The organism is Ruegeria sp. A4, assembly GCF_056543025.1.
The window spans coordinates 53,074-68,866 of the sequence record NZ_JBQGAW010000011.1; the positions used below are offsets into that span (position 1 = coordinate 53,074).

At 56.4% G+C, this 15,793-nt stretch carries 14 protein-coding genes and 1 tRNA gene; 9 read left to right on the forward strand and 6 right to left on the reverse strand.

Features of this window, described 5'->3' with window-relative positions:
* The first annotated feature begins 4 nt into the window (after positions 1 to 4).
* From soxC to ACR0E2_RS19320, 7 genes are all read left to right on the forward strand, one after another.
* On the forward strand, positions 5 to 1,267 hold the full coding sequence (gene soxC / locus ACR0E2_RS19290; RefSeq protein WP_480447564.1) for a sulfite dehydrogenase: 1,263 nt from the start codon (positions 5 to 7) through the stop codon (positions 1,265 to 1,267).
* A complete protein-coding gene (locus ACR0E2_RS19295) occupies positions 1,251 to 2,576 on the forward strand; it encodes a c-type cytochrome (RefSeq protein ID WP_480447565.1) in 1,326 nt (441 codons plus the stop codon). The genes soxC and ACR0E2_RS19295 overlap by 17 nt, the downstream gene beginning before the upstream one ends.
* Before the next feature lie 2 nt (positions 2,577 to 2,578).
* Entirely contained in the window at positions 2,579 to 3,286 is a 708-nt protein-coding gene (locus ACR0E2_RS19300; RefSeq protein WP_480447566.1) for a c-type cytochrome, read from the forward strand.
* Between the two features lie 24 nt (positions 3,287 to 3,310).
* Positions 3,311 to 4,573 (forward strand): FCSD flavin-binding domain-containing protein, encoded by a 1,263-nt coding sequence (locus ACR0E2_RS19305; protein ID WP_480447567.1) that lies wholly within the window; start codon positions 3,311 to 3,313, stop codon positions 4,571 to 4,573.
* Between the two features lie 81 nt (positions 4,574 to 4,654).
* The gene (locus ACR0E2_RS19310) at positions 4,655 to 5,089 is read left to right on the forward strand and encodes a DUF302 domain-containing protein (protein WP_480447568.1); all 435 of its coding nucleotides are present in this window, start codon (positions 4,655 to 4,657) and stop codon (positions 5,087 to 5,089) included.
* Position 5,090: 1 nt separating this feature from the next.
* Positions 5,091 to 6,314 (forward strand): 5-aminolevulinate synthase, encoded by a 1,224-nt coding sequence (gene hemA / locus ACR0E2_RS19315; RefSeq protein ID WP_480447569.1) that lies wholly within the window; start codon positions 5,091 to 5,093, stop codon positions 6,312 to 6,314.
* 58 nt (positions 6,315 to 6,372) lie between these two features.
* The gene (locus ACR0E2_RS19320) at positions 6,373 to 7,431 is read left to right on the forward strand and encodes a YeeE/YedE family protein (RefSeq protein WP_480447570.1); all 1,059 of its coding nucleotides are present in this window, start codon (positions 6,373 to 6,375) and stop codon (positions 7,429 to 7,431) included.
* Position 7,432: 1 nt separating this feature from the next.
* Here the strand turns inward: ACR0E2_RS19320 and ACR0E2_RS19325 are convergent, their stop codons facing one another.
* Both ACR0E2_RS19325 and ACR0E2_RS19330 read right to left on the reverse strand, forming a co-directional pair.
* Positions 7,433 to 8,377, reverse strand: a complete 945-nt coding sequence (locus tag ACR0E2_RS19325; RefSeq protein ID WP_480447571.1) for an MBL fold metallo-hydrolase — start codon at positions 8,375 to 8,377, stop codon at positions 7,433 to 7,435.
* Complete coding sequence (locus tag ACR0E2_RS19330; RefSeq protein ID WP_480447573.1) at positions 8,374 to 9,300, reverse strand: MBL fold metallo-hydrolase; 927 nt, start codon at positions 9,298 to 9,300, stop codon at positions 8,374 to 8,376. The genes ACR0E2_RS19325 and ACR0E2_RS19330 overlap by 4 nt, the downstream gene beginning before the upstream one ends.
* Before the next feature lie 386 nt (positions 9,301 to 9,686).
* Between ACR0E2_RS19330 and ACR0E2_RS19335 the strand changes: the two genes are divergently transcribed.
* Positions 9,687 to 9,772: transfer RNA gene (locus ACR0E2_RS19335), tRNA-Leu, on the forward strand.
* A gap of 349 nt (positions 9,773 to 10,121) precedes the next feature.
* A complete protein-coding gene (locus tag ACR0E2_RS19340) occupies positions 10,122 to 10,913 on the forward strand; it encodes an inositol monophosphatase family protein (RefSeq protein ID WP_480447574.1) in 792 nt (263 codons plus the stop codon).
* Between the two features lie 3 nt (positions 10,914 to 10,916).
* Here the strand turns inward: ACR0E2_RS19340 and ACR0E2_RS19345 are convergent, their stop codons facing one another.
* The 4 genes from ACR0E2_RS19345 to ACR0E2_RS19360 are packed head-to-tail and all read right to left on the reverse strand — an operon-like array spanning position 10,917 to position 15,793.
* Complete coding sequence (locus ACR0E2_RS19345; protein ID WP_480447575.1) at positions 10,917 to 11,483, reverse strand: histidine phosphatase family protein; 567 nt, start codon at positions 11,481 to 11,483, stop codon at positions 10,917 to 10,919.
* Positions 11,484 to 12,554 carry an ABC transporter ATP-binding protein gene (locus ACR0E2_RS19350; protein WP_480447577.1) on the reverse strand — a complete coding sequence of 357 codons (1,071 nt, stop codon included), beginning with the start codon at positions 12,552 to 12,554 and terminating at the stop codon, positions 11,484 to 11,486. It lies immediately after the preceding gene.
* Complete coding sequence (locus ACR0E2_RS19355; protein ID WP_480447578.1) at positions 12,551 to 14,767, reverse strand: ABC transporter permease; 2,217 nt, start codon at positions 14,765 to 14,767, stop codon at positions 12,551 to 12,553. Before ACR0E2_RS19355 ends, ACR0E2_RS19350 begins: the two co-directional genes overlap by 4 nt.
* Complete coding sequence (locus ACR0E2_RS19360; protein ID WP_480447579.1) at positions 14,768 to 15,793, reverse strand: ABC transporter substrate-binding protein; 1,026 nt, start codon at positions 15,791 to 15,793, stop codon at positions 14,768 to 14,770. It lies immediately after the preceding gene.

Below are 15,793 nucleotides of genomic sequence, written 5' to 3' on the forward strand. Positions count from 1 at the left end.
AGATATGGATGACGCGTTCAAACCGTCCCGCCGGGCTTTCCTGAAAGGCAGTGCCGCGGTCGCCGCGGGATCAGTTGCAGGTGCGGCAGTGGCAGAAAAGCCCGACCCCCTGATAACAGAGCTTCAGGATTGGGCATCGTACACGGGTGCAGGCGTTGACGAGACACCCTATGGCATGCCGATCAGCTATGAATCCCATGTCGTGCGCCGCAATGTGGAATGGCTGACCGCCTCTCCGATTTCGTCGATCAACTTCACGCCGATCCACGCGCTTGATGGTACCATCACACCCCAGGGCTGCGCCTTTGAACGGCACCACTCGGGCGCAATCGAGCTGCGCAAGGAAGACTATCGGCTGATGATCAACGGGCTGGTCGATCGCCCGCTTGTCTTTACGTATGACGACATCGAACGTTTCCCGCGCGAAAACCACGTGTATTTCTGCGAATGCGCGGCGAATACCGGGATGGAGTGGGCGGGCGCGCAGCTCAACGGTGTGCAATTCACCCATGGTATGATCCACAACATGGAATACACCGGTGTTCCGCTGCGCACGCTGTTGCAAGAGGCCGGCGCCGATATCTCGCCCGACAAATGGGTCTATGTCGAGGGCGCGGACGCGTCGTCCAATGGCCGCTCCATTCCGATGGAAAAAGCGCTGGATGATGTGTTGGTGGCCTTCAAGGCAAATGGCGAGGCCCTGCGGATGGAACATGGCTATCCTGTGCGCCTGGTCGTGCCAGGCTGGGAAGGCAACATGTGGGTCAAATGGCTGCGCCGGATCGAGGTCGTCGACAGGGCGGTCGAAAGCCGCGAAGAAACGTCGAAATACACCGATGTCTATGCCGATGGCACGGCCCAGAAATGGACTTGGGTGATGGATGCGAAATCCGTCATAACCTCGCCCAGCCCGCAAATGCCGATCAAACATGGGCCCGGGCCGCTGGTGATTTCAGGGCTTGCATGGTCAGGTCACGGACAGATTACCCGTGTCGATGTATCCAAGGACGGCGGCATCACGTGGGAAACGGCACGCCTTGGCAAGCAGGGCGACACCAAGGCTTTGACACGTTTCTATCTCGACACGAATTGGGACGGGGCACCCATGCTCCTACAGGCCCGAGCAATGGATGAGACCGGCTATGTGCAGCCAACCAAAGACCAGCTGCGCGAAAAGCGCGGCGAAAACTCGGTCTATCACAACAACTGTATCCAGACGTGGTACGTAAGCGCAGAGGGGATCGCCGAGAATGTCGAAGTCTCTTAGTCATGTTTTCCTGCCCGTATTCGGCGGCACAGCGTTGGTGCTTGCGGGGGCGTTGGTGTTCGCCAACCGAAACTTCGGCCAATCGAAGATCGAAACTTTGGAAACCCGGATTGGCCAGGTCGAGGCCCACGCAGCAGCCGCACAGGAAAAAGCGAAGGCAGAAGCCGAACGAGCAGCCCAGCTTGAGCTCGAAGTCCAGGAAATTCAGGCCGCCGCGGCGGAACGGGTCGCGAATGGCGCGAACCTGACCGCACCTGCGCCCAGCCGCGAGGGCACCTATGGGCTTGGACGGCCTGCGCTGGAGGAAGAGATCGCGGCCTGGGACGTTGACGTTTTGCCGGACGGGCGGGGCTTGCCTGTCGGATCGGGCGACGTTTGGACCGGGGAAGAAGTGTTTGCCGACCGCTGCGCCTCATGTCACGGAGAGTTTGCCGAAGGTGTGGACAACTGGCCCGTTCTTGCCGGTGGGTTCGATACGCTTGCAAACGAAGATCCCGTGAAGACCGTCGGGTCCTACTGGCCGCATTTGTCTACTGCCTGGGATTACATTTCCCGATCCATGCCATTTGGCGAGGCGGGCACTTTGACCGCGGATGAGACCTATGCGATTGTTGCCTACATCCTGTATTCCAATGATTTGGTGGATGACGATTTCGAACTGAGCAACGAAAACTTCGTCGAATTCGAGATGTACAATAAGGACGGTTTTGTCGTCGATACACGACCCGAGACCGAGTACGCCGAATGGCGCAAAGAGCCTTGCATGGAAAACTGCAAGGCAGAGGCTGCTGTCACGATGCGTTCCGTTTTTCTGGTCGAGACGCCGCCCGAAGGTGGGTCGAACTCGGTGATGAATGATGCCACCGTTGAGGGGTTGCCGACATTCACTGCGGACGGCCCGTCGTTCATTCCGGCAGCGGCACCCAAGCCCGAGGAAGAAGCCGCTGCGGAGCCAGCCGTTCAAGAGGCCGAAGAGACCGACGAAGCAACGGAACTGGTTGCCGCCGGAGCGAAAGTCTTCAAGAAGTGCAAAGCCTGCCATCAGGTGGGTGAAGGTGCAAAGCACGGCACCGGGCCGGCGTTGAACGGGATTGTCGGGGCCAATGCAGGATCGGTCGAGGGGTTCAAATACTCCAAGGCGATGAAAGCCGCAGCCGAGGCCGGCCTAGTCTGGACGGATGAGGAAATGGCGGCCTTCCTGACGAAACCCAAGGATTACATGAAGGGCACGCGAATGTCTTTTGCGGGGCTCAGGAAGCCAGACGACGTTGAGGCCGTGATTGTCTACCTCAAATCGTTCGGAAGCTGATCATGCGGTGGTCGGAAATACTGGCGTGCGCGGCGGTTGTGGCGGCTTTCGCCACATCGACCTACGCAACCGAAGACCTTGGTGATGCCGAGGCCGGGAAAACAGTGTTCGCCAAATGCAAAGGCTGCCATCAGGTTGGCGAAGGCGCTGAAAACAAAATCGGTCCGCATCTGAATGGTGTCTTTGGGCGCAAGGCCGCAGGTCTCGATGATTTCAATTATTCCAAAAGCCTTATGCGCGCGGGAAATTCGGGTTTGGAATGGCACGCTGACACTCTGTCAGCCTATATCGAAAATCCTCGTGCATTCGCCTCGGGCACAAGGATGAGCTTTCGCGGTCTGAAAGACCCGGAAGACCGGGCCAATGTGATTGCCTATTTGCGGGGGTTTTCAGACAACCCTCGGGATATTCCCGAAGCGGACCCAACCGCGAAAGGCACGGACCATTCCGTCGATCCAGCGATCCTGGCGATTCAGGGAGACCCCGAATACGGCGCATATCTCAGCAGCGAATGCACGACGTGCCATCAGATCGAAGGAAGTGACGAGGGTATCCCGTCGATCGTGTATTGGCCCGACGAGGATTTTGTCGTCGCCATGCACGCATACAAGGACAAAAAGCGGCCACACCCGGTTATGCAAATGATCGCCGGAAGGCTGAGCAACGACGAGATTGCGGCGTTGGCCGCATATTTCAATAACCCAGAGTAATTGTGCCTAAGGGGAGGAAACGCGATGACACTCAATAGACGTACATTTCTAGGAGCCGCCGGGGTGGCGGCAGCCGGATTATCTGCGCCGATGGTTCTGGCTCAGGGCAAGCCCCGGGTCGTTGTTGTCGGCGGCGGTGCAGGCGGCGCTACGGCTGCCCGTTACATTGCGAAGGACAGCAAAGGTGAGATCGACGTGACGCTGATCGAGCCGTCGCGGACTTACTACACCTGCTTCTTCTCGAACCTGTATCTTGGAGGGTTCCAGGAACTTTCAGATATCGCGCACAGCTATGGAACGCTTGCTGCCGACTATGGGATAAACGTGGTCCACGATTGGGCCATCGGTGTTGACCGCGATGCCAAGACTGTATCCTTGGCCGGGGGGGGCTCGGTCCCGTATGACAAACTGATCCTCAGCCCGGGTATCGATTTTGTCGACGGGGCTGTTGAAGGCTGGGACGTCTCGGCGCAAAACAAGATGCCGCATGCGTACAAGGCCGGCTCGCAGACAGAGCTTCTGAAAGCTCAGATCATGGCGATGCCCGAAGGCGGTACTTTTGCGATGGTTGCACCACCGAACCCGTACCGCTGCCCGCCCGGACCCTATGAGAGGGTCTCGATGGTTGCGCATGTTCTGAAAGCAAACAATCCCACCGCGAAAATCATCGTGGCGGATCCGAAGCCGAAGTTTTCGAAGATGGCATTGTTCCAGGAAGGCTGGGCAAACCATTACGAAGGCATGGTCGACTGGATTGGTGAAGACTTCGGTGGTGGCAATGTCTCGGTAAACCCGGACGCGATGACGGTGACCATCGACGGAGAAGAGACCAAAGTCGACGTCTGCAACGTGATCCCGGCGATGAAAGCCGGACGCATTGCCGAAATGGCCGGAGTGACCGAAGGCAACTGGGCGCCGGTGAACGCCGCGGACATGTCCTCCAAGGCGGATCCGGACATCTATGTCCTGGGCGATGCCAGCCAGCAGGGTGACATGCCGAAATCGGGTTTCTCGGCCAACAGTCAGGCGAAAGTGTGCGCGAATGCCGTGCGGGGCGCGTTGACCGGATCCAAGGTGTTCCCGGCCAAGTTCTCCAACACATGCTGGTCGCTGATCGACACAGATGATGGCGTGAAGGTTGGCGCAACCTACGAGGCTACGCCGGAAAAAATCGCCAAGGTGGACGGCTTCATCAGCCAGACCGGCGAAGATGCCGATCTGAGAAAAGCAACATACGAAGAGTCGCTGGGTTGGTATGCCGGTATCACCTCGGACATGTTTGGATAGAAGTTCTCGGGGGTTTTGACACGGGTCAAAGCCCCCGAAGCTCAATCTGAGAAACTGCGGCTCAGGAGGAGGATCAAGATCATGAAGCACTTAATCATCACGGCCGCATTTTTTGCAGTCTCTGCCAGTCAAGGGCTTGCCGAGGATATCATCACGACCCCCTTTAACGGAAGTTTTGATGATGCCACCTTCGCGGTCGAATCCGCCATTGTCGGGCAGGGGTTGGTCATCGACTATGTAAGCCACGTTGGCGAAATGTTGAACCGAACGGGCGCTGATGTCGGCAGCGACAAACAGATATTCGCGGCGGCGGACATCTTTATTTTTTGCTCGGCAAAGATTTCGCGAGAGGTGATGGAAGCTGATCCGATGAATATCGGCTATTGCCCATACGGGATTTTCGTGGCCGAGGACGATGACGGGGTGAAGGTCGGATATCGAAGCTATCCGGACGGCCCAATGCAAAAGGTCCAGACCCTGTTGTCTGGAATCGTGGAAGAGGCTGTTGGGGATTGAAATGAACTACCGGCAGTATTTTCGAGATCAACTAGATCAACTGAAACAGGAAGGAAACTACCGGATTTTTGCTGACCTCGAACGTCAGTGCGGCGCGTTTCCTAAGGCGCGCAGTTACGCAGGGGGTGGTTCCGAACAAGTCACTGTCTGGTGCTCGAACGACTATCTTGGAATGGGACAGCATCCCAAGGTTCTTGCGGCCATGCACGAGGCGATCGACAAATGCGGTGCAGGTGCTGGTGGGACGCGGAATATCTCGGGGACCACGCACGAACATGTGCTGTTGGAGCACGAACTTGCGGACCTTCACGGCAAGGACGCAGCATTGCTGTTCACGTCCGGCTATGTATCCAATTGGGCCGCGTTGGGAACTTTGGCGTCCCGCATCCCCGGCATCACGGTTCTGTCCGACGAATTGAACCACGCCTCGATGATCGAGGGGATTCGTCACAGCCGGTGTCAAAAGCGGATCTGGAAGCACAACGATCTTGAAGACCTTGAAAGGCAACTTGCGGACTTGCCTGCAAATGCGCCCAAGCTGATCGCATTTGAAAGCGTCTATTCCATGGATGGCGATATTGCACCGATTGCCGGGATCTGTGATCTGGCGGACCAATATGGCGCGATGACCTATCTGGATGAGGTTCACGCGGTCGGGCTGTACGGTCCGCACGGCGGGGGCATCGCCGAGCGCGAGGGCCTGATGGATCGCCTGACCGTGATTGAAGGGACTTTGGGCAAGGCGTTCGGCGTGGTCGGCGGGTACATCGCGGCGTCGAAGGAGCTTGTCGACTTTGTCCGATCTTTTGCCAGCGGATTTATTTTCACCACTGCTTTGCCTCCGGCCGTGGCGGCAGGTGCTGCGGCTTCGGTGAAGCACCTGAAGCAAAGCAATGCAGAGCGGCAACAGCACAAAAAGCGCGTGCGCGAAGTCCGGGACAGGCTGGACGATCTGGGTATTCCCCATACACCGAACCCAAGCCATATCATTCCGGTCATGGTCGGCGATCCGGTCAAGTGTCGATTCATTTCGGATGTGCTGATGCGTGACTATGGGATCTACATCCAGCCTATCAACTATCCAACTGTTCCCAAAGGAACGGAACGTCTGCGGATTACGCCGTTGCCGGTGCACACCTGTGAAGACGTGGACCGGCTGGTGTCTGCATTGGGCGAGTTGTGGACGCAATGCCAATTGGCGCGCAGGCCAATGGCTGCGCAATGACGCTGACGAATTGACCAAAGACAAAGACACACACGCAACGAAGTGAGAGTTTCTGTCCATGGAGAGGCTCATCGATTTGCTGGGAGACCCGGGCACCCTGGCGTTTGCCGGAGTGCTGGTCGGTATCTTGTTCGGCGTGACGGCTCAGAAGTCCCATTTTTGTTTGCGCGCATCGACTGTGGAAGTCGCCGAAGGTAAGTTTGGCCCCCGCTTGGCGGTTTGGCTGATCGCCTTTACCGCGGCACTGACGCTGGTACAGGCGCTTGTCTCGCTTGAATTGCTGGACCTTTCCGAGGCACGCGCGATCGCGTCAACCGGCAGCCTTAGCGGTGCGGTTATTGGTGGGGCGATGTTTGGCATCGGAATGGTTCTTGCGCGCGGATGTGCATCTCGCCTGCTGGTATTGGCATCGTGCGGCAATCTGCGTGCACTTGTGACAGGGTTGATTTTGACCTTGGTGGCTCAGGCCGCCTACACAGGCGTTCTCAGCCCGGCCCGTGAAGCGATTTCCGGTCTGTGGACCATCTCAGGAGGTGCAGAGCGCGATCTTGCAGAAATAACGGGGTTCCCCCCATCGGTCTATTCGGCCGTTGCCGCAATTGGATTAGTCCTGTCGATCGTGTTTGCCCTTCACAGGAAAGTCGCGCTTGCAAAGATCGTGACAGCCGCCGGAGTTGGCGGGGCAGTGGCGCTTGGCTGGTTCATGACGTTTTCCATCGCGCAGGCATCCTTTGAGGTCGTACCCGTGTCTTCGGTGACGTTTACCGGCCCGGCCACAGACACGCTGATGGCGTTGGTTGCAGAGCGAAATGTGGTGCTGTCTTTCGGTATCGGTCTTGTGCCGGGCGTAGCCATTGGCGCAGCAGGATCTGCCATCATTTCCGGCGAGTGGAGGATCGAGCGTTTTGGCTCGGACACTCCGATGGAACGGTACCTCGTCGGAGCTGTCCTCATGGGGTTCGGGGCGATGCTGGCCGGAGGTTGCGCCGTGGGCGCCGGACTTTCAGGCGGGTCCGCCCTGTCATTGACAGCCTGGCTTGCCGTTTTCTTCATGTGGGTTGGGGCGATAGGCACGCACAGGTTTTTGATGCGGCTGCCGGTATTGCAGCATTCCTGACTTACTCGAACTCCATCTGTTCGAAAACGCGCCCGGCGTTCTTGGTTGCCAGTTCCTCGAACGCGTCCAGATGGGCATAGGGGGACTGATCGACATAATAGGCTTCGGTCAGATCGCCGCCCTCATCCATATGTTCTTGAATCCTGGTTCGTAGATACACCAGGTAGTCGCGCGTATAGCGGCGCACCTGATCCATATTCGTGGGATGACCGTGCCCGGGTATGACATATGTGGCATTTAAAGCCTCGAACTCGTTGTCCCAGGTTTCCAGCCAATCCGCGGTATAGGTATCCTGAAAGATCGGCAGCATGCGCTCGTGGAATGCCATGTCACCCGCGATGACAAGGCTTTGGTTCGGCAACCAGATCGAGATATCGCCGGGGCTGTGGGCCGGTCCGAGGTATTTGGCCTCGATCCGGAAGTCGCCCATCTCAATCACGTATTCATCATCGAACGTCTCGGTTGGGCCTGCCAGAAAAGTTCCGTCTGCCTTGTCCTGATTGTATCGTTTCATTCCCTCCAGAATCTGAGGGCCATACTCCTCGAACTCAGCTGCTGCATCCGAATGGGCGACGATTGGAACCCCGATTTCCGACCAGTAGGCATTGCCAAGCATCGCGTGCCCCTGACCGTTCTCGTTGAAGACAAGCGTGACCGGCTGATCCGTAATCGCCTGAATTTCCTTGTGAAGCGCCTCGGCAAGGACATAGGCGGCACCGCCGTTGACAACGACCACGCCCTCACCGGTCACGATGAAGCTCAGGTTGTTGTTGTGACCAGAGTTTTCGTAGGTCGGCGGAGCGGTTGCGCCAATGGCGGAATAGACGCTAGGGATGAATTCGACCGGCTTGGAATACAGAACGCTTTGCGGATACTGGTCTGCAATATCCTCGCTTGCCCAAGCTGGTGTGACTAAAGCAACCGCAATCCCGAATGATCGTATCATGACGCCTCTCCAATGAATCTGTAGGCCGAGTCGGTCTTTTCGACGCGGCCAATTCCACCGTTCGGTAAGTGGAAGCCAATTATTCTCTTTTTTTCTTCGGAAACCTGATCCAGAAGTGAGTAACGCGCAGCTGCGGCGACCTGGGGATCCTGATCCGTTCCACTGTGCCAATCGGGGTGCTCAAAGGCCACGTGCGGATTTCCCAGCGCGTCGCCGACGACCATCACGGACTCATTCCCATTTCGAAGCTCAAAAGCCATGTGACCGGGCGTGTGCCCAAAGCTTGCCCGTGCCGCAATGCCCGGAAGTATCTCTTGACCATCCTCGAAGAACGCGACCTGATCCTCGATTGCTTCCAATCGCCGTTTTGCACCGGCCGCGAACGCGGTGCGATCTTCACCTATCGTGTCCACCGTTGAGGGGTTCCACCAATAATCCCATTCTTTGCGTCCAATGAGGTGCGTCGCATTAGGGAAAAGCAGGTCGTCGAAATCATCCAGAACACCCCAGATATGATCCGGGTGCGCGTGGGTGAAAACCACATGCGTGACACTTTCGGGCGACAAGCCGATTGCTTCAAAAGTTTCCATCAGATTGCCCGATGTGGGCATGAAGTCCGGCCCCGCTCCAGCATCGAACAGCACGGTGTTTTCATCATCTCGATAAAGCGTGACGTTGCACTCTGGCTCGTACTTGGTCGCGTCCGCTTGAGTGCGGGTCAGAAATTGCTCGACCTCCTCTTTGGGCATGGCTCCGAAAACAACATCAGGTGGCAATGACAGGTATCCGTCTGACACGGTCGTAATTCGGGCTGAAGGACCGAGCCGCAGCTCTGCTTGCACGATCCTGGCTTGAGCTCCAAGTGCCGCAAGACACGTGGCATTGAACAGGAAGCTGCGTCGGGACAAAGAAATTCCATTCATACGCAATCATTAAAATGAATATTTTTATTTGTAAACGATGGAAGTACCAACAAAGGATCATTCCACGACGCTGAAAAACCGGTCGGGTCTTCTTTGTAATTGGGCGAAGATCGGTTTTCAGCGGTGGTAAATGGAGACGACACCAAGGTCATGCGCAAAGTGAACGTGCAGCGCAATCCGCGCCATGATGGTTTGCCGAGGAAGAGATGATGTCGGAAAGGCGATTGTTACGTGACCTCGAAACAGGGGAGAGGCCCAGCCGCTGAACGACGGCGACGGCAGACGCAGCTTTCCACCGAAAAATCCCGGCCCATCTGCGTCAAAGCGCATTGTTCTCATCCCGCTGTGCTTGTAAGGAAATTGCACGGCCCCAGGGGCTGCGCCGTGCGGGCGTGATGGAATGGTAGACATATCAGACTTAAAATCTGAAGGGCGTATGCCCGTGTGGGTTCGAGTCCCACCGCCCGCACCAAAAAACCGTATAAGCGTTTTTAAAAAAACAAATAAAAATATGGCACCTTTCGTGCCCCACATTCTGCCCCACACTTGGTGAGGTATGCTTGCCAATCGGGCGGCCTTTTCTTCGATTAGACTTTCCAGTTCAGCAACCTTCGCCAGATTGACGCCTGTGCCCTGGTGAATCATCCATTTGCTGTCTTTCTCTGTGCACAAGAACGATTGATCCGATCGAAATGGCGTGTAGACCATTCACTAATTTTCCAGGGAGGACCCCACAGGCTCTGAAACTCGATCAGTCTGGAGCCTGGTCTTCGCTTGGCCTACAGTGTTGCTGGGCCTCTCCAACCGAAAAAGGAGCTCCTATGTCCCGACTTTCAGAACGCACAGACTTTGCCACCGAAATCTGCAAGCAGGCTGGGGTAGTGGCCAAAAAGTTCTTTGCAGATCGGGTCAATCTTGTCGTTGATCAAAAAGGCGCTCAGGACTGGGTTAGCGAGGCGGACAGGAGCGTTGAGACTTTCATTCGTCAAAAGATCGCGGAAACTTGGCCCAAAGATGGCGTTTACGGTGAAGAACATGGCGCGGTAGCGGGAGAGAGTGGCTTTGACTGGGTTATTGATCCAATTGATGGAACCACGAATTTCGTGAACGGTATTCCAGCATGGACCATTGTTCTGGCTGGTGTCACCAACGGCCAAACGGAGATTGGCGTGATCCATGATCCAAACGTGGATGAAACATTTGTCGCAACGCGCGGAGAATCAGCGACACTTAACAGATCACCGATACGCGTCGCTTCAGGAGTGCCGTTGCGCGACGGAACTGTGGCAGTAGGATACTCGAACCGGATTGAAAGCCGTCATGTTTTACCCGTGATCGAGAACCTGATCGAGCACGGGGCGATGTTTCACAGAAATGCCAGTGGAGCGCTTTCGTTGGCCTACGTCGCTGCCGGACGCCTTTTGGGTTACGTCGAGGAACACATGAATGCTTGGGATTGTCTGGCTGGGCAATTGCTGGTCGCGGAAGCGGGCGGTGTTGTCGAGGATCAGAACGCCGATGCGATGATCCGAGACGGCGGGCGCGTGATCGCAGGCACGCCAGATGTGTTCGAGACGTTGCGTGAGATCGCAGAAAACGCTTGGAGCGCTTAACGTCTAAGTAAAAGAGACCCAACCTGAATCAGGTTTGAGTGTCGCTAGATCAGCCTGCCAGAAATGGCCTTGTGAGGGCTGGTCATACTTGCGGTCTATCAAACAATCCGAAAGTGCGCACCAAAGCAATGTGCCTACTGCCCCGTGGGTCGCGATTGCAAGATCCCCGGCATGATGCGTCTGGATTATCTCTGTTACTGCGCGATGAATGCGTCTCTGCGCCTCGACAGCTGTTTCCCAACCACGATAGCTCCTATCCGGCTGAGCAAAGAAAGCATCGGCTGCGGCCTCGAAATCGTCCCGAGGCAAGTAACCGGTTGCGCTGCGGTCGTTCTCACCAAGGCCCAAGTTGCAATTCACGGGTAGCGCTCGTGGTGCAGCAAGAATCTCAGCTGTTTCGCGGGCCTTCCGCTCGCCACTGGTCCAGATCTGCGTCACGTTGGACAAGACTTCACTGGATGCAAATTCATTAGCGCGTTTGCGGCCCACAGCATTCAAGCCCCACTCAGTTATCGGGACGGCCGGGTCGACAGAGACCTCGGGGTGCGAGATGATAATGAGTTTCGGCATTTAATCCGGCAAAAGAACGGGGCCTTTGTCAGCAAAGCCCATTTTGATTTCGGTGCCGGGATCAAGCGGCGCATCGACGTCATCGTGTACGACAAAAACCTGACCGAATTCACCGGTCAGCGTATATTCCATCCGAACGCCAACATAGGTCGCCTTGGCCACCGTGGCTGGGATGCCTTGGTCTGAACCGATGACCAGACGTGAGGGTCGCACGGCGATGGTTGCAGGTCCTTCGGACAATCCGCGACGTGGTAGTGTGTGGCGGTAGCCTTCTATTTCTATCGTTGCCGCGTCGCCATTGATTTCGACGATTTGGCACTCCAAAAGGTTTGCCTCGCCTATGAAATCAGCGACAAATCGGTCGTTCGGGGCGTCGTAAAGCTGGCGTGGGGTGCCCATTTGGGCGATTGCTGCATTGCGCATGACAACAATCTCATCCGAGACCGCCAGTGCCTCCTCCTGATCGTGGGTAACGTAGACAACTGTCAAACCAAGATCTTTCTGGATTGCTCGAATATCCTCTCGCACCTGACGGCGAAGCTTGGCATCGAGGTTGGACAGCGGCTCGTCGAACAGCAGAACCTGCGGCTCAAGAACCAGCGCGCGGGCGACTGCAACACGCTGTTGTTGACCCCCTGACAGTTCAGAGGGAAGACGGCTGTCGAACCCCTGAAGGCCAACCAGTTCCAATCCATTCAGAGCGCGGCTGCGGGCTTCATCCTTTGCAAAGCCCGAGAATGTGAGGCCATACATCACGTTTTCCAGCACGCTCATGTGAGGGAAAAGCGCGTATGACTGGAACACCATGGATACGTCGCGGTCGGTGGCAGGCAACTTGGTCACGTCCCGATCTCCGATCAGGATCTTGCCCGAGCTTGCCATTTCCAACCCGGCAATCATGCGCAGAGTCGTTGTTTTCCCACAGCCTGACGGGCCAAGCAGTGTGACGAGCTTTCCCGCCTCGACGTTCAGGTTGATGTTGTCGACGGCAACGACATCCTTGCCGAACACTTTCGACACGTTCTCAAAGCGTACCGGGGCGGCCTTGGAACCGATTTTGGTGTCGGTCATGGCGATGTCTCCGTTGCGTGCTGCGTGCGTCGGCCAATCTGGACCCGACCGACGAGAAGTTGCAATAAGCCGACCGCCGCGAGCATCACGAAGATCAGCGTCGTCGAATAGGCGATCGCAAGGCCATAGTCGTTGTTCTCGACCCGACCGATGATGTAGCTGGTCGCCATGTCATATTCTGCGCTGACCAGAAAGATGACGGCCGAGATCGCCGTCATGGCGCGCACAAAGCTGTATACAAGCGCGGCAAGTATCGCAGGGCGCAACAGCGGCAGAATGATATTTCGGAACGTCTGCCACGAGTTTGCACCAAGGGTCAGCGAGGATTCATCAAGGCTGCGGTCAAGCTGCGACATGCTCGCGATCCCCGCACGAACGCCGACCGGCATATTGCGGAAGATGAAGCTGACAACGAGAATGACACCCGTACCCGTGATTTCAATCGGCGGAACGTTGAAGGCCAGGATGTAGCTGACGCCGATCACTGTCCCGGGGATGGCGAAGGACAGCATTGTTCCAAATTCGAAAGCGTTCTTGCCTGCAAAACTTTGTCTTGTCAGCAGATAGGCGGTCACCAGGCCAACGGCGGCAGTCAATGGCGCAGCAATGGCCGCGATGGTTATGGTGGTCCAGAAACTGTCCCAAGCTGCCCCGGTCCAGCGAATACCCTCTTCTTCGAAGCGGACCGAGAATGCAGTGATATAGTGTTTGATCGTCAGCGAGTTATCGACGCCCCACAGCTCGACAACACTGCCGTAAATGATCATCGCGTAGACAACAATTGTGAACAGCGCCCAACCCAGGGCGATGAGCAGTACCGGAACAGAAAGGCCAGTGGGCATCAGTGGATGAACGCCGGCATCCCCTTTGCCGGTGACGGTTGTATAGCTTTTCTTCCCCAGCCAGACACGCTGCGCGTAAAAGGCGGAAAGAGTAAAGAACAGAAGCACCATGGCCAGAACCGCAGCCCTGCCCTGATCGTACTGAGCGCCGACGATGGCAAAGAATATCTCGGTCGAAAGCACGTCGAAATTCCCGCCCAATACAAGCGGATTTCCGAAATCGGCCATGCTTTCGATGAAGCCGAGAAGAAATGCATTCGCAAGACCCGGCCGCATCAAAGGCAGAGAAACTGTCTTGAATGTCTGCCATCTGCTGGCGCGGAGCGTTTGCGCCGCTTCTTCCATCGACGGAGAGACACCTTCAACCACACCGATCAGAACAAGAAACGCAATTGGCGTAAACGCGAGTGTCTGCGCGATCAGGATGCCCGGCATTCCGTAAAGCCAGCGTGTCGGTTGCGTGCCGAACAGTTCGGCAACGAACCGGGTGACAGAGCCGGACAGGCCAAAAAGCAGGATCAGCGCCAGGCCGATCACGAATGGCGGGGTGATTATTGGCAGAACGGTCAGAGCCCGCAGCGCGCGCTTGTAGCGAAAGCCTGAGCGCGTCACGACAAGTGCAAAGCAAAGACCAAGAACCGTGGTGATGACGCCAACGAGGATGGCAAGGAACAGTGAATTCCAGGCTGCGCCACAACGCGCGCCCTGAAAACACCCCAGACCCCACAGTCGATCATCGAAAAACTTCGAGAAGAAGACCGCGATGGAATACGCGCCGTCTTCGGTGATGAAGGCAGCGAAAAGCATCTTCGCGATGGGAAAAAAGACAAACGCGGTGACAATTGTAATAACGCCCCCGATGGCGCTTACGACAAAGACGTCACCGTTAATGGCACCCCTTGCCGCGATCCCCTGAGTAAGCAGGAACAGAAAGCTCGAGGCGCATATCATCGCGCCATAGCCCATGCCGAACTGACGGTCGCCAAGTTCGCCAAACATCGCCTCCAACCAATGAAAGTTGAAACCTCTGATGCCAATGCTGAACCCCTGAGCGATCAGCCAGCCAAAGCCAAGCGCCCCTGACAAGATCAATATGCGGGCGTAAACTGGATCAGATTTGGTGCGCTTCAACACCAGAAGCGGCAGGGCCAGCGCGATCACAAGCGGCGCGAGCCAAAGTTTTTCACCCTGCCCAATCAGAAACGCAGCGGGGGCGTAACCCTCATCGAATGGATAGCCGTCCAAAAGCCACTCGAACGACCAAAGGCCACCGTCGACCATGTACCAAGGTAACAGGCAGAATCCGACCCACCCGGCCGTGATCCAGAAGATCAGGACCGGATGGGTCGTTTTTGAAGTCTGGTCAGTCATTTACTGCGGCAGAGTCGAAACCTCTTCGTCCCATTTCTGCAACAGACGCTTCCGTTCGTCCGAGGACCCATACTTTTTGAAGTCATAATCAATCAGCTTGATCTGACTCATGTCTGGCGCGCTCTCCGAAGTTTTTGCGTTCTTGTTCGACGGTACCTGAAACGCGTTGACCTGAAGAGCAAGATTCTGAGCTTCTGGAGACAGCGCCCAGTCATAGAACTTTTTCGCCTCTTCTTCGTTGCGTGCCCCTTCAATAATCGACATCGAGCCGATTTCGTATCCCGTGCCCTCGCATGGCGCGACGACCATAATCGGGAATCCTGAAACGGCCTGCTTCACGGCGTCATGCATGAAGACGATACCAATGGTGTTCTCACCTCGACCGGCGGCCTTGATCGGCGCGGACCCGGACTTGGTGTATTGGTTGATGTTCGAATGCAGGCCCTTCATGAACTCAAAGCCTTCATCCTCGCCAAAGATCTGAACCATCGACGCCAGCGTGGTATACGCCGTACCTGATGAGTTCGGATTCGCCATCTGAACGTGGCCCTTGTATTCGGGCTTCAGCAGGTCTTTCCAACAGGCCGGTTCGGGCAGGTTGTTTGCAGCGATAAGATCGGAATTGTAGCCGTAGCCGAGTGCGCCCGAATAGATGCCGATCGTTCTGTTGCCGGCGCTTTCTGCCTGGGATATCGCCCAATCATGAAGCTGGTCGCGCATCGGCGAAATGTATTCCATCGTCAGGCCCTCTTCGGCGGCCTGCAAATGCGGATCACCCGTACCGCCCCACCAAACGTCTCCTTTCGGGTTCGAGCTTTCGGCGCGTATTTGTGCAAAGGTCTCCCCTGACGACTTCCGGGTCATGTTGACGTCGATGCCCGTTGCATCTTCAAAGCTGCGCGCCATCAGTTGGCACCAGTCTTCTTGCGCCGAGCAATAAAGTGTCAGCTTGTCGGCCTGTGCCGCCGACAGTGACGCAGCCAGGGCGATCACCGATCCAACCGTGGTGGATATCAATTTCCTCAT

What these genes read in the sequence shown, in the direction of transcription:
- soxC (WP_480447564.1), top strand. Translation starts at nt 5, where the DNA reads ATGGATGACGCGTTCAAACCGTCCCGCCGGGCTTTCCTGAAAGGCAGT.
- ACR0E2_RS19295 (WP_480447565.1), top strand. Translation starts at nt 1,251, where the DNA reads ATGTCGAAGTCTCTTAGTCATGTTTTCCTGCCCGTATTCGGCGGCACA.
- ACR0E2_RS19300 (WP_480447566.1), top strand. Translation starts at nt 2,579, where the DNA reads ATGCGGTGGTCGGAAATACTGGCGTGCGCGGCGGTTGTGGCGGCTTTC.
- ACR0E2_RS19305 (WP_480447567.1), top strand. Translation starts at nt 3,311, where the DNA reads ATGACACTCAATAGACGTACATTTCTAGGAGCCGCCGGGGTGGCGGCA.
- ACR0E2_RS19310 (WP_480447568.1), top strand. Translation starts at nt 4,655, where the DNA reads ATGAAGCACTTAATCATCACGGCCGCATTTTTTGCAGTCTCTGCCAGT.
- hemA (WP_480447569.1), top strand. Translation starts at nt 5,091, where the DNA reads ATGAACTACCGGCAGTATTTTCGAGATCAACTAGATCAACTGAAACAG.
- ACR0E2_RS19320 (WP_480447570.1), top strand. Translation starts at nt 6,373, where the DNA reads ATGGAGAGGCTCATCGATTTGCTGGGAGACCCGGGCACCCTGGCGTTT.
- ACR0E2_RS19325 (WP_480447571.1), bottom strand. Translation starts at nt 8,377, where the DNA reads ATGATACGATCATTCGGGATTGCGGTTGCTTTAGTCACACCAGCTTGG.
- ACR0E2_RS19330 (WP_480447573.1), bottom strand. Translation starts at nt 9,300, where the DNA reads ATGAATGGAATTTCTTTGTCCCGACGCAGCTTCCTGTTCAATGCCACG.
- ACR0E2_RS19340 (WP_480447574.1), top strand. Translation starts at nt 10,122, where the DNA reads ATGTCCCGACTTTCAGAACGCACAGACTTTGCCACCGAAATCTGCAAG.
- ACR0E2_RS19345 (WP_480447575.1), bottom strand. Translation starts at nt 11,483, where the DNA reads ATGCCGAAACTCATTATCATCTCGCACCCCGAGGTCTCTGTCGACCCG.
- ACR0E2_RS19350 (WP_480447577.1), bottom strand. Translation starts at nt 12,554, where the DNA reads ATGACCGACACCAAAATCGGTTCCAAGGCCGCCCCGGTACGCTTTGAG.
- ACR0E2_RS19355 (WP_480447578.1), bottom strand. Translation starts at nt 14,767, where the DNA reads ATGACTGACCAGACTTCAAAAACGACCCATCCGGTCCTGATCTTCTGG.
- ACR0E2_RS19360 (WP_480447579.1), bottom strand. Translation starts at nt 15,793, where the DNA reads ATGAGGAAATTGATATCCACCACGGTTGGATCGGTGATCGCCCTGGCT.